Origin of the sequence: Acidovorax sp. SDU_ACID1, from assembly GCF_045291395.1 — a bacterium.
GTDB lineage: Bacteria > Pseudomonadota > Gammaproteobacteria > Burkholderiales > Burkholderiaceae_C > MR-S7.
Genome location: NZ_CP152342.1, coordinates 1,357,220 through 1,370,095, shown reverse-complemented (window position 1 = coordinate 1,370,095; position 12,876 = coordinate 1,357,220). Strand labels below are relative to the sequence as shown.

The window sequence follows — 12,876 nt, the reverse complement described above, 5'->3', positions numbered from 1 at the left end:
CTTCCAAGCCAAAAGATACATTTGAAGTATATCTTATAAACACCCGCCCTTCCTATCGAATGTCCGGCATAGCGTGCTACCTCCTATGCCCCTCTCGCTGCAACGGCATGTGCGAGGAGGCGATCACCAGCCTATCGCGTGGTACGGTCCCAGGTACGGCTGGAATACCGCGCAAGAGTGGCCTCGGCAAAGCTGCATCTCGAGGTGACCATGCTTCATGAATGGGCAAATCACCCAGGCCAAAAACGGCCGCAGCACCGCGCTGCGCACAGAAGCCCCCCATCGGCATCGGGCTTGGCATGCCAGTGGACTCCGTAGCTGCGATACCGACTCGGTGCTCATCAGCGTGTGCATGGAAGGCAGCGCCACCACCAGTGGTGCACCATCCTCTATTTGAGCAACACCTTGTCTGCAGCCTGGCGCAGGACCTGCGTGATTTGCTGCAGCGTACTGGAGCGCACTGCGGCATGCTGCCAAAACAACGGCACGTCAAGCCATCGCCCGGGATCAATGACGACGATGCGTCCCGAATCCACTGCTGGCTTGATCAACGATTCCGGCGCCAGGCACCAGCCAAGGCCCAGTGCGGCAGCTTCGATGAAGCCCGTGGAAGTGGGCATGTAGTGTATGGGGGGCTTCAGCCGAGCGCGAGTGATCCGCCTCATAAATCGCCATTGCAATTCGTCTTTGCGGTTGAACACGATCAGTGGAGCAAGAGCGAATGCCGCAGCATCCATGCCATCGCCAAAGTAATGCATCGCAAACTCCGGCGACGCAATGGCCCGATAGCGAAGCGCGCCGAGAGGGCATACCTCGCAGCCTTTTAAAGGCACCGATTCAGCGGTGATGGCACCAAGTACCGAGCCGTTGCGCAGGAACTCGAGGGTGTGGTCCTGATCGTCCACATGTAGATCGAAGAGATAGCCACGGCCCCGGTGCAGCATGGACAACGCCGGCAGCAGCCACGTGGCCAGGGAATCGTCGTTGACTGCGATAGCGATCGGATGTCCCGATGCTGCAGTGCTTTCCTCGGGGAGGAAGTCGGCCAGTGCCTCGGCCTCCAGCGCCTGCATGGGTCGGACGCGGCGCAACAATCGTTCACCGGCTGGAGTCGGGCGGCAAGGCGTCTGACGGACCACGAGAACCTGCCCAAGGCGATCCTCCAACGCCTTGATGCGCTGCGATACGGCCGATGACGTGACGGACAGCCGCCGAGCCGCGGCTTCGAAACTGGTTTCTTCCAGCACCGCAGCGAACGCGGCTAGTTGCGGATGGATAAGGTCCACGGCAAACACCTTTGAGATTAGTTTTTCTTCATTGTATGAAGGAGAAGTAGCTTTTCTTAAAAGGAGCGAGCAGTCAAGATGACAGCTTTCTCACCGCTCAGAGCTTCCAATGATCCTCGCGGCAGCGACTGCCGGTTTTACGACCGGAGCTGGCCTCATCATCGCCATCGGTGCGCAGAATGCCTTTGTCCTACGGCAGGGACTACAGCGCAGCCATGTTGGCCTAGTCGTCACAGTTTGTGCGCTGGGCGATATCGTTCTGATACTCTGCGGTGTCGCCGGTATTGGCGCATTAGTGCGCGGATGGCCTGAGTTGCTGCTGGTGCTGCGCTTCGGTGGCGCTGCATTCCTTGGATGGTATGGACTGAAGGCAGCACGACGTGCATGCTGTGGCAGTGGTGCGCTGATGCCGACCCATGCCAGTGAGCAGCACTGGCGTCGTGCGCTGCTGGCATGCCTTGCCTTCACCTTTCTCAACCCGCACGTTTATCTCGATACGATGGTGCTGGTCGGCAGTCTCTCCATGAACTACCCTGGAATGGCCCAGTGGGCATTCGGCCTCGGTGCCTGCATTGCCAGTGCGACCTGGTTCTCGACACTCGGCTATGGCGCACGTTTGTTGCAGCCGGTTTTCCGCAAGCCCCAGGCATGGCGTGTTCTTGATGCACTCATTGCCACGATCATGCTGACGCTTTGCGTGCTGCTGTTGAGGCGCCCTTTGATTTGAATGAAGAATCTTCGGGCGGAACGCCAATGTTCCTGCTTGGCAGAAAAAGCGTGTTCGATTTCACATGCGCTACCCGGGACGTCACGCGCCAAACCTAGTCAACCTCGAATTTGAAAGGTACGCGCTTGGCCACAGCGCACATCAGCTCATAGCCAATGGTTCTTGCATGGGCGGCCACCTGATCGATTGCGAGCACCGTGCCTCCAAACTCCGCGCTGGCCCGTCCCCACAAAACGACTTCGCTGCCATGTTTCGCAGGCCTGCCGATATTCACGGACGCGGAGAGATCAACGGCAATCATGTCCATGCTCACACGGCCTATCGTTCGGCTTGCAATCCCATCAACCAGGACCGGCGTTCCGGTTTGACAAGCCCGCGGATATCCATCGGCATAGCCGCAAGCTGCGATACCAATCGTCATAGGCGCTTTCGCCGTAAAACTGGAACCATAACCAACGGTATCCCCAGACTGGAGATGCTGTACTGCAATGATGCGTGTTCGCAGACTCATCGCAGGCTCCAATCCCCAATGCCCGATCGACCTGTCCGGGAAGTCCGGTGAGCCGCCATATAGAGCCACACCGGCACGTACCCAGTCCTGAGCAGTGCCCGCGTTTTCGCCGAATCGCAATGTCGCCGCACTGTTGCAGACGCTGCGTTCTCCGCGCAGGCCCTCTGTCGCGCAGCGGAACTCCACCAACTGCTTTTGTATTCCAGGCTTTCCATCGGCATCGCTGAAATGCGTCATCATCGAAATCTCTCGCACCTGCGGCAGGTTCGTCAGTCGATTCCATGCGTCTCGAAAGTGACGTGGTTTCAACCCGAGACGGTTCATGCCGCTATTCAACTTCAGGAACACATGGTGGGGAACATACGTTTGGTGGGATGCGAGCATGTCGATTTGCTCTGCGCAATGCACGACGTGCCACAGATTGAACCGTGAGCAGATATCCAGGTCCTCGGGATCAAACACCCCTTCTAGCAGGAGAATGGGGCCAAGCCAGCCCAGGCGGCGAAGGCGTACGGCCTCTTGCAAATCCAACAGCGCAAACCCATCCGCTGCCCTGAGTTCTGCGTAGACACGCTCGATGCCGTGGCCATAGGCATTGGCCTTGACGACGGCCCATACCCTTGCACAACCAGCATGCTGCCGCACGACCTGAAGGTTGTGCCGTAACGCGGCGTGATGGATGACCGCCTGGATCGGGCGAGGCATGTTGGAACCGGTCTCTATGCAGCTAGGCGACGCAGTCCACGTAGTAGCGCGGTTTACCATCCTCACCGGACTGTTCCACGAAACCATGGATGTCGGTGCCGAAGCCCGGGCAAAGGCGGTTGAGTTCGCGCGAGAATTTGAGGTAGTCGACGATCGTTCGGTTGAAGACCTCGCCAGGTACCAGCAACGGGATGCCCGGAGGGTAAGGCGTGATGAGGCTGGTAGTGATGCGCCCTTCCAAGTGGTCGATGTCTACACGCTCGGTCTTGTGGCTGGCAATGTGCGTGTAGGCGTCGCTGGGCTTCATCGCCGGCACCGCCTCCGTCAGATACATCTCAGTCGTCAACCGGGCAATGTCATGCCGGGCGTACACTTCGTGCACGCGCTGGCACAGGTCGCGTAGGCCCGTCTCCTCGTAGAGCGGGTACTTGCGACAAAAATCCGGCAGCACACGCCACAGCGGGACGTTGCGTGCATAGTCGTCCTTGAACTGCTGCAATGCTGTCACCAACGAGCTCCAGCGCCCCTTGGTGATGCCGATAGTGAACATGATGAAGAAGCTGTAGAGCCCGGTCTTTTCGATGATCACCCCGTGCTCGGCCAGGAATTTCGTCACGATGGATGCCGGAATGCCGGTCTCACCGAACCGTCCCTCCAGATCCAGTCCCGGCGTGACGAGAGTGGCCTTGATCGGATCAAGCATGTTGAACCCACCAGCGAGCGGGCCGAAGCCGTGCCATCCGGTATCGGCTTCGTCGCCTGCGATGATCCAGTCCGTGGCGCATCCGATACCATCCTGCTCGAGTGCTTCCGGTCCCCAGACCTTGAACCACCAGTCGTCCTCGGCGAACTGCGCACCCACCTGGCGCATCGCACGCCGGAAATCCAGTGCCTCGACGATGCTTTCTTCGACCAGGGTGCGGCCGCCAGGGGGCTCCATCATCGCCGCCGCCACGTCGCAGCTGGCAATGATGGCGTACTGGGGCGACGTGGAGGTGTGCATCAGGTAAGCCTCGTTGAAGAGATGGCGGTCGAGCCCCCGTGTAGCTGAATCCTGCACCAGGATGTGACTGGCCTGGCTGATACCCGCCAACAGTTTGTGCGTGGATTGCGTCGAGAACACGATGGACTCGCGCGGGCGCGCGCGCTTCTTGCCCATCGCGTGGTAGCTGCCGTAGAAGGGGTGGAATGCGGCATGCGGAATCCAAGCTTCGTCGAAATGCAGCGCATCCACGTAGCCGTCGAGCGCGGTCTTGATGACCTCGGTGTCGTAGAGGATGCCGTCATAGGTGGATTGCGTCAGCACCAGTACCCGCGGCTTGACCTGGTCGACGTCCACACCGGCCAGCAGCGGATGGGCACGGATCTTGGCCTTGATGGCCTCGGTCGAAAACTCCTCGCGCGGGATGGGCCCAATGATGCCCAGGTGGTTGCGGGTCGGGCGCAAGAAGACGGGAATCGCGCCGGTCAGGATGATGCTATGCAGGATGGACTTGTGGCAGTTACGGTCCACCACCACCACGTCGCCCGGTGCCACGGCGTGCTGCCAGACAATCTTGTTACTGGTGCTCGTGCCGTTTGTGACAAAGAAGCAGTGGTCGGCATTGAAGATGCGCGCCGCGTTGCGCTCGGAAGCACCGATGGCGCCGTTATGGTCTAGAAGTTGCCCCAACTCTTCCACCGCGTTGCAAACATCGGCACGCAGCATGTTCTCGCCGAAGAACTGGTGGAAGACCTGGCCCACCGGGCTTTTCAGAAATGCCACGCCGCCCGAGTGGCCAGGACAGTGCCAAGAATAGGAGCCGTCCTCTGCGTAGTCGAGCAGCGCCTTCAGGAACGGGGGCCGGATCCCGTCAAGGTAGTTCTTCGCCTCACGTATGAGGTGCCGGGCAACGAACTCCGGGGTGTCCTCGAACATGTGGATGACCCCATGCAATTCCCGCAAGATGTCGTTGGGCATGTGGCGAGCAGTCTTGGTCTCGCCGTAGATATAGATCGGCACCTCCGCGTTGCGCCGCCGAACTTCGCTGATGAAGGCCCGAATGCTCTGCAAGGCTGGCGCGGTATCGATATCCGACGTGAACTCCTCGTCGTCGATTGATAGGACGAAGGCGCTGGCACGGCTTTGCTGCTGAGCGAATTGGCTGAGATCGTAGTAGCTGGTTGCTCCCACGACATCGAATCCTTCCGATTTGATCGCTTCGGCCAGGGCCCGGATACCCAGGCCGGACGTGTTCTCGGAACGGAAGTCCTCGTCGATGATGACGATAGGGAAGTGGAATTGCATGGGCTGTCCTGTGTGGAGATAAGGTCACTACTTGGTAATCGCGCGTTCTGGCAGTTGGAGGGCACACTACGGCTCTCGGGGCCACCAAGCCTCATTCGCCACACATGGACGCCGTCACCTCCGATCTGCCCTTAGTCATTATTGCATATGTCCTAGGACAATTTCCAGAAACGAAGCCACCCCCAGTCGAACGGACGAACGGCAGGTCGCTACTTTTCAGGAGGGGTCGCCCATCTCTAAAACATTGCCGGCAGCGGCCATATGTGTACCCGCAGACGGCAGGAGCCACAGCCCTGATCGCAGTACCGGCCGTCGTCAGTCGGCCTGGACCGTCAGCGGCGTGCTCATAGGTGTGTGTCGCTGTGCCGATCGGGCTATCAACTTCGCTTTGGCAAGACGGTAGTGTCAAACCCATCGCGATCTCGACCTATGCGTACCCCTCAGTCGGAGCATCAGTCGCACCACATACACGCACACTACGCTGATCTAGTCGCGCTCATCGACGGCGATCCCGTCACGCAGGCACAGGTTCCGCGTGGTTGTGAGCCAAGCCTTCCAGCTCAAATCAGATAGACGAGAGAGAAGTCAGCGGGTGGAACTCGGCCGTAGACCACCGGCTGTTCCGGCAGAAGGCATGCAGAAATCTGATAATTGGCTTGCACATTTCCAGATAGGCCATTATACTTTTTGACATAGGACATAAATAGAAGGCGCGGTGGCAGAGTGGTCATGCAGTGGATTGCAAATCCGCCTAGGCTGGTTCAATTCCAGCCCGCGCCTCCAATCTATGTGCTTAGAAGATGCGATTCCTACCGGCTCTACGCACCTTGTTGAGGGACTGACTTCTAGAAAGGGCCGAATCTCCGCGAGCAGCTGCGATCTGAACGTCCCTGTTGCGAGCCATTCGCTGGCAGCACACATTCACAGGGCATCGCTTTCGATGGTTCATCACCAAGAGCTGCCCATGAACAACGAGCACCCTAGCACCCGTATTCTGCATTCTGACCGACGTGGCGGTGTGGAGCATGGTGCAGTCCACAAGCCCTCGCACAATGCCGTCACTTTCGGCTACCCCACCGCGCGTGATCTGGCAGACGTATTCCAGGGCGGCAAGAGCGGATTTGTCTATGGTCGCCAGGGCAACCCGACCACCGCCGCGCTGGAAACCAAGATCAATCTCATGGAAGGCGCCGTAGGCACTGTGACCTTCGCCACCGGCATGGCTGCCATCAGCGCGATGAGCTTGGCGCTACTGAACCAAGGCGACCACATCATCGCAAGCCGTTACCTGTTCGGCAACACCGCAAGCTGGCTTGACACACTCAGCCGCCTCGGCGTAGCGGTGAGCCTCGTCGATGCGACCGAGGTCGGCGCCGTGGCCGCTGCGCTACGCCCCGAGACGCGCTTCATTTTCGTTGAGACCATTGCCAATCCCGGAACTCAGGTGGCTGACCTTGCGGGTATCGGTCGACTTTGCCACGAGCATCGTCTGCTTTACGTCGTTGACAACACCATGACTACACCGGTGATGCTGCGCGGTCACGACGTCGGCGCAGGTCTGGTCGTCCATTCGCTGTCCAAGTCGATCAGCGGCCATGGCAACGCGTTGGGCGGCAGCATCAGCGACACTGGCATATACGACTGGACGGCCTATCCAAACATTCTTCCTGCGTACCAAGGAGGTCCACCCCACAGTTGGGGTTTGTTGCAAATCAAGAAGAAGGGGCTGCGCGACACCGGAGGCACGCTAAGCGCCGAGCAGGCCCATCGCATCGCCATTGGCGCCGAAACGCTGGACCTGCGCGTGGAACGTGCCAGCAGCAATGCACTTGCGCTTGCACGCTGGCTCGAAGGCCAACCCCGCGTGCGCCGCGTGCTGTACCCCGGCCTGCCAAGCCACCCCCAACACCTACGAGCACGGGAGTTGTTCGGCGGCCGCAGTACGGGCCGCTTCGGCAGCCTGTTGAGCTTTGAGTTGCGCGAAGGCATTGACCCCTTCGCGCTGCTTGATGCGCTGCGCATTGTCGTCAAGTCCAGCCACCTCGGCGACAACCGCACGCTGGCGCTGCCGGCAGCGCATACTATTTTTTTCGAGATGGGTCCGGATAAACGGCAGTCCATGGGCATCTCCGACGGTCTGGTACGCGTGTCGGCCGGTATCGAGGCTGAGGCGGATCTGATCGCTGACTTCGCCCGCGCATTCTCATCTCTTGACGCTTGACCGAGGATCGCCGTAGGTCGGTTCAAGCTGGTTCAGGGAGGTTCGGGGGCGGTTCGAACAAAGCTACCGAGCCGGCCTCGGTGATTGGTCGGTATGGAGGGGCAGTGGCCATATGCGGCGTGCTGCCGACGCCACAGCGATGCGCGCCCCGATCACCTCTCCCTCTTCATCAAGGTTGAATGTTGTGCTGAATACTTCTTTCTCTCCCTGGCCAAGTTTCACCACTGAAGAAGCCGAAGCCGTGCGACGCGTGCTGCTGTCCAACAAGGTCAATTACTGGACTGGGCAGGAATGTCGTGAATTTGAAAAGGAGTTCGCCACCTGGGTTGGCGTGCCGCACGCCGTGGCATTGGCCAATGGCACGTTGGCGCTCGATGTAGCGCTCAAGGCGCTGGGCATCGGCCCGGGCGACGAAGTGGTTGTTACGCCGCGCACGTTCATCGCCAGCGTGTCCAGCGTCGTGAACGCGGGCGCCACACCAGTATTCGCTGATGTAGAACTCGACAGCGGCAACCTTTCGGCCGCCACCATCGAGCGGGTTCTCACACCACGCACACGCGCCGTCATCTGCGTCCACTTGGCCGGCTGGCCATGCGACATGGATCCGATCATGGCGCTGGCGGCCAAGCACGGCTTCAAGGTGATCGAAGACTGCGCGCAGGCGCATGGCGCACGCTACAAGGGACGGTCCGTCGGCGCCATCGGGCACGTAGGCGCCTGGTCCTTCTGTCAGGACAAGATCATGACTCCCGGCGGAGAAGGCGGAATGGTCACCACGAGTGACGAGCTTCTGTGGCGTGTCATGTGGGAGTTCAAGGACCACGGCAAGAGCTACGAGGCGGTCTACCACCGCCAGCATCCACCGGGCTTCCGCTGGCTGCATGAGAGCTTTGGCACCAACTGGCGCATGCTGGAAGTTCAAGCCGCCATCGGCCGTATCCAGCTGCGCCGCATGGCTGACTGGACAGCACGACGTACTGCCAATGCCGAGGCCGTGTGGCAGGCGTGCCGGGCGCACCCGGTGATGCGCGTCCCCACGCTGCCGGAAGGCACTGAACACGCGCATTACAAGTGTTATGTGTACGTGCGGCCGGAGCGACTCGCGGAAGGTTGGACACGTGACCGCATCATGGATTCCATTCAGGCCTTGGACGTGCCCTGCTACCCCGGATCCTGCTCAGAGGTGTACCTAGAAAGGGCCTTCGATGGCACCGACTGGCGCCCTACCCCGCCCCTGCCGGCGGCCAAGGCTCTGGGGCATACCAGCTTGATGTTCCTGGTGCACCCCACATTGACGGCCGCAGAGGTCGAGAAAACGACTGATGCGATTGCGCAGGTATTGCAGCAAGCGGGCGGTCAGCCTCCATCACCTAGTGCACTGGAATGATCTGCGTAAGCCCCTATCGGTGTGCCTGGAGCTGAGGCGAGGATCTGAAAGGAGGCGAGCAACCGCCCTTCAGATGAGCGCCAAGAATGTCACGGACTGCTCCATAAAACAGCATAGACTGATACAATCATTGTCCTATGACATATGAGATGATGCAGGCCTCTTGATCGGAGGCGGAGCGGCATGCTCTCAGACCTGGCCCGTAGCCAAGTACAGTTTTTTCTACACCTTCGGGAGACCACTTTGAACAAGATTTTTCCTTCAGCCACCGAAGCTTTGATGGACGTGGTGTCTGATGGTCAACTGATCGCTGTCGGCGGCTTCGGCCTTTGCGGTATTCCAGAAGCGCTCATCGATGCCCTGCGCGACAGCAATGTCAAAAACCTCTCGGTGATTTCCAACGGTGCCGGCGTGGACGACTTCGGCTTGGGAAAACTGTTGCAGACACATCAAATCAAGAAAATGATTGCGTCCTACGTTGGCGGCAACAAGGAGTTCGAGCGCCAGTACCTGGCAGGAGAGCTGGAGATCGAGTTCACACCGCAAGGAACGCTAGGAGAAAAAATTACGGGCCGGCGGCGCCGGCATTCCTGCCTTCTTCACAAGGACCGGCGTGGGTACTGTGGTTGCGAAAGGTAAAGAACTGCGCGACTTCGATGGAAGGACCTACGTGCTGGAAAAGTCACTGGTACCTGACGTGGCGCTCATCAAAGCCGCTGTGGCCGACAAGGCCGGAAACCTACGCTTTCGGTTTACAGCTCGCAACTTCAACCCAGCAATGGCCACAGCCGGAAAGATCACCATCGTCGAGGTCGAGCAAGTGGTGGAAATCGGCGAGCTTGAGCCAGACGACATCCATCTGCCTGGCATTTACGTGCACCGCATCGTGCTGAACCCCCATCCTGAAAAGCGCATTGAACAGCGTACCACCCGGCAAGAGGAGAACTGACATGGCCTGGAATCGTGACCAAATGGCGGCGCGCGCCGCCCGCGAGCTCAATGATGGAGCCTATGTCAACCTGGGTATTGGCTTACCGACTTTGGTTGCCAATCACATTCCCGACGATGTTGAGGTATGGCTGCAATCGGAAAACGGCCTGCTTGGAATCGGCCCATTTCCGACCGAGAGTGAAGTGGATGCCGATCTTATCAATGCCGGCAAACAGACCATTACCACCATCCCCGGCTCGTCCATCTTCAGCACCGACCAGAGCTTTGCGATGATCCGTGGTGGGAAAGTGGACGTCACTATTCTTGGAGCGATGCAAGTCAGCCAAAAGGGTGATCTGGCGAACTGGATGATTCCCGGCAAAATGATCAAGGGCATGGGAGGCTCCATGGACATCGTGGCCGGCGTCAGGCACGTGATCGTGTTGATGGAGCATGTGGTCAAGAAGAAGGACGGCACGACCGAACTGAAGATACTTCCGGAATGCACGCTACCTCTGACGGGAGCCTGCGTGGTTGACCGCATCGTTACCGATCTTGGCGTGCTGGATGTAACACCGGAAGGACTCAAGCTGGTCGAGTTGGCAGAAGGCGTCACCTTCGAGGAAATTCAGGAGAAAACGGGCGTGACATTGCTACGCTGATGCCCACCACCGGCTGATGGTGAGATTTTTCAATGAATCCAGCCCAGCAGCCTGAACCGGCATAAACTTGAAGCCGGACAGTTGGTTCACGCGGACCTCTGGCGTCTTTGGTGCACTTTTCATTGCGACAGCCATCCTGACGGTTTCCCGGCACGGTGCCGCCATTGTCTTCGCGCTGATCGTGGTGGACCAGTTGTTCGGCTCCATGGTGCTCGACCACTTCGGGCTGTTCGGCCTTGCCCAGCATTCGATCAGTTCTATCAGGCTCGCAGGGGCGGTCTTCTTACTCTTGGGCGTAGTTCTGATCCGTGCTTGACCATTTGCCTCCGTGAAGACCAGTGCGGTCTCGCACATGTATGGCAACCATGCGTCCGTTGCTGACAGAGGCACCCCATACCCCGAGTGGTCCTCGACCAACTGGGTCCTTTGATCCAGGCGATTGAAATCTCAAACGCCTGAAACATAGGGTTAAAGGATGGGCGCAGGTGTTCGGATCAGATGGTCGAAAGCGCTCAGCGCGGCGGTGGCGCCAGCGCCCATCGCGATCACGATCTGCTTGTACGGCACGGTAGTGGCATCGCCAGCGGCGAACACGCCCGGCACGCTGGTCTGTCCGCGCTCGTCGATGACGATCTCTCCGCGCGGCGACAGCGCCAACGTGCCCATGAGCCACTCGGTGTTGGGCAGCAGGCCGATCTGCACGAAAACGCCTTCCAGCTCGATACGGTGGCTCCCGCCGCCGACGCGATCCTGATAGGCCAGGCCGCTGACCTTGCCGCCATCACCTAGTACCTCGGTGGTCTGGGCACTGGTGATGATCTTCACGTTGGGCAGGCTGGCGAGCTTGCGTTGCAGCACCGCGTCGGCGCGTAGCTGCTCGCCGAACTCGACCAGGGTGACGTGCGACACGATCCCGGCCAGGTCGATCGCCGCCTCGACGCCGGAGTTGCCGCCGCCGACCACAGCCACACGCTTGCCCTTGAACAGCGGGCCGTCGCAATGCGGGCAGTAGGCGACACCCTTGTTGCGGTACTCGTTCTCGCCCGGCACGTTCATCTGCCGCCAGCGCGCGCCCGTGGACAGCACCACCGTCCGGGACTTCAGCGTGGCGCCGTTCTCCAGCCGGATTTTGATCAAGCCGTCATCGCCGGCCGGCGCCAACTGCTCGGCGCGCAGCAGGTTCATGATGTCCACATCGTAGGCGAGCACATGCTGCTCGAGCGCCGAGGCCAGCTTCGGGCCCTCGGTCTCCGGCACCGAGATTAGGTTCTCGATGGACATGGTGTCCAGGACCTGCCCGCCGAAGCGCTCGGCGGCGACGCCGGTACGGATGCCCTTGCGCGCGGCGTAGACCGCCGCCGCCGCGCCGGCCGGGCCACCGCCCACTACCAGCACGTCAAAGGGCGCCTTGGCGGCGATCTTCTTCGCGTTGCGGTCAGCCGCACCGGTGTCGAGCCTGGCGACGATCTGCTCCAGGCTCATGCGGCCCTGGTCGAACAGCTTGCCATTGAGGTAGACGGTCGGCACCGACATGATCTGGCGCGCCTCGACCTCTTCCTGGAACAGCGCGCCGTCGATCGCCTCGTGTTTGATGCGGGGGTTCAGCACCGCCGCCAGGTTCAACGCCTGCACCACATCCGGGCAGTTCTGGCAGGACAACGAAAAGTAGGTCTCGAACTTGTACTCGCCTTCCAGGTTCCTCACCTGCTCCAGCACTGCGGGGGCGACCTTGGAAGGATGCCCGCCGACCTGCAGCAGCGCCAAAACCAGCGAGGTGAACTCGTGCCCCATCGGGATGCCGGCGAAACGCAGCGAAATGTCCTGGCCGGGCGAAGTCAGGCCGAACGACGGCCTGCGCTCGGCGTCGTCGCGCCAGACGTTGAGGGTGATGCGATCACTGAGCGAACTCAGTTGGTTGAGCAGGTCCAGCATCTCGTGTGACTTGGCGTCGTCGCCGACAGAGGCATCTATCAGGATCGGGCGCGTGACCTTTTCCAAGTAGGCCTTGAGCTGGTTCTGGAGGTTGGCGTCCAACATGGGGGAACTCCTGGTAGCGGGCAACGGGTGAGCACGACGACCCTTTGGCGGGGTCGCCTCGGTGAAATGGAGGTGGGTCCTAGCGAGGCCCTCCGAAACCGCAGGAGCGGGATCGGCGGACGC

Annotated in this window: 9 protein-coding genes, 1 tRNA gene and 1 pseudogene; 7 read left to right on the top strand and 4 right to left on the bottom strand. The window is 60.1% G+C overall.

Going from position 1 to position 12,876, the window contains the following annotated elements:
- Positions 1 to 389 precede the first annotated feature (389 nt).
- Entirely contained in the window at positions 390 to 1,286 is an 897-nt protein-coding gene (locus AAG689_RS06670) for a LysR family transcriptional regulator ArgP (protein WP_406625260.1), read from the bottom strand.
- A gap of 109 nt (positions 1,287 to 1,395) precedes the next feature.
- Here AAG689_RS06670 and AAG689_RS06665 point away from each other — a divergent pair, with 109 nt between their 5' ends.
- Positions 1,396 to 2,013: a LysE/ArgO family amino acid transporter gene (locus tag AAG689_RS06665; RefSeq protein WP_406625259.1), complete on the top strand. Its 618-nt coding sequence runs from the start codon at positions 1,396 to 1,398 to the stop codon at positions 2,011 to 2,013.
- 94 nt (positions 2,014 to 2,107) lie between these two features.
- On the opposite strand, the gene alr is transcribed toward AAG689_RS06665, so the two are convergent.
- Both alr and AAG689_RS06655 read right to left on the bottom strand, forming a co-directional pair.
- Positions 2,108 to 3,229, bottom strand: coding sequence for an alanine racemase (gene alr, locus AAG689_RS06660; protein WP_406625258.1), 1,122 nt, complete (start codon positions 3,227 to 3,229; stop codon positions 2,108 to 2,110).
- A gap of 22 nt (positions 3,230 to 3,251) precedes the next feature.
- Positions 3,252 to 5,516: an Orn/Lys/Arg decarboxylase N-terminal domain-containing protein gene (locus AAG689_RS06655; protein WP_406625257.1), complete on the bottom strand. Its 2,265-nt coding sequence runs from the start codon at positions 5,514 to 5,516 to the stop codon at positions 3,252 to 3,254.
- Between the two features lie 709 nt (positions 5,517 to 6,225).
- On the opposite strand from AAG689_RS06655, the gene AAG689_RS06650 reads away from it, so the two are divergent.
- The 6 genes and pseudogenes from AAG689_RS06650 (at position 6,226) to AAG689_RS06625 (ending at position 11,032) form a co-directional block, all read left to right on the top strand.
- Positions 6,226 to 6,299 (top strand) — tRNA-Cys (locus tag AAG689_RS06650).
- A 181-nt stretch (positions 6,300 to 6,480) separates the two neighbouring features.
- Complete coding sequence (locus AAG689_RS06645; protein ID WP_406625256.1) at positions 6,481 to 7,737, top strand: cystathionine gamma-synthase family protein; 1,257 nt, start codon at positions 6,481 to 6,483, stop codon at positions 7,735 to 7,737.
- Between the two features lie 184 nt (positions 7,738 to 7,921).
- The gene (locus tag AAG689_RS06640; protein WP_406626303.1) at positions 7,922 to 9,124 is read left to right on the top strand and encodes a DegT/DnrJ/EryC1/StrS family aminotransferase; all 1,203 of its coding nucleotides are present in this window, start codon (positions 7,922 to 7,924) and stop codon (positions 9,122 to 9,124) included.
- A gap of 243 nt (positions 9,125 to 9,367) precedes the next feature.
- A pseudogene (locus AAG689_RS06635) lies at positions 9,368 to 10,073 on the top strand (CoA transferase subunit A).
- Position 10,074: 1 nt separating this feature from the next.
- Positions 10,075 to 10,716 (top strand): CoA transferase subunit B, encoded by a 642-nt coding sequence (locus AAG689_RS06630; protein WP_406625255.1) that lies wholly within the window; start codon positions 10,075 to 10,077, stop codon positions 10,714 to 10,716.
- Between the two features lie 67 nt (positions 10,717 to 10,783).
- Entirely contained in the window at positions 10,784 to 11,032 is a 249-nt protein-coding gene (locus AAG689_RS06625; RefSeq protein ID WP_406625254.1) for a DMT family transporter, read from the top strand.
- 152 nt (positions 11,033 to 11,184) lie between these two features.
- Here AAG689_RS06625 and ahpF read toward each other — a convergent pair whose 3' ends face one another.
- A complete protein-coding gene (ahpF, locus tag AAG689_RS06620) occupies positions 11,185 to 12,753 on the bottom strand; it encodes an alkyl hydroperoxide reductase subunit F (RefSeq protein ID WP_406625253.1) in 1,569 nt (522 codons plus the stop codon).
- Between the last annotated feature and the right edge of the window lie 123 nt (positions 12,754 to 12,876).

Bases quoted from the DNA above. Each gene is read 5' to 3' on its own strand.
- ahpF (WP_406625253.1), bottom strand. From the start codon at position 12,753: ATGTTGGACGCCAACCTCCAGAACCAGCTCAAGGCCTACTTGGAAAAG.
- AAG689_RS06630 (WP_406625255.1), top strand. From the start codon at position 10,075: ATGGCCTGGAATCGTGACCAAATGGCGGCGCGCGCCGCCCGCGAGCTC.
- AAG689_RS06645 (WP_406625256.1), top strand. From the start codon at position 6,481: ATGAACAACGAGCACCCTAGCACCCGTATTCTGCATTCTGACCGACGT.
- AAG689_RS06665 (WP_406625259.1), top strand. From the start codon at position 1,396: ATGATCCTCGCGGCAGCGACTGCCGGTTTTACGACCGGAGCTGGCCTC.
- AAG689_RS06655 (WP_406625257.1), bottom strand. From the start codon at position 5,516: ATGCAATTCCACTTCCCTATCGTCATCATCGACGAGGACTTCCGTTCC.
- alr (WP_406625258.1), bottom strand. From the start codon at position 3,229: ATGCCTCGCCCGATCCAGGCGGTCATCCATCACGCCGCGTTACGGCAC.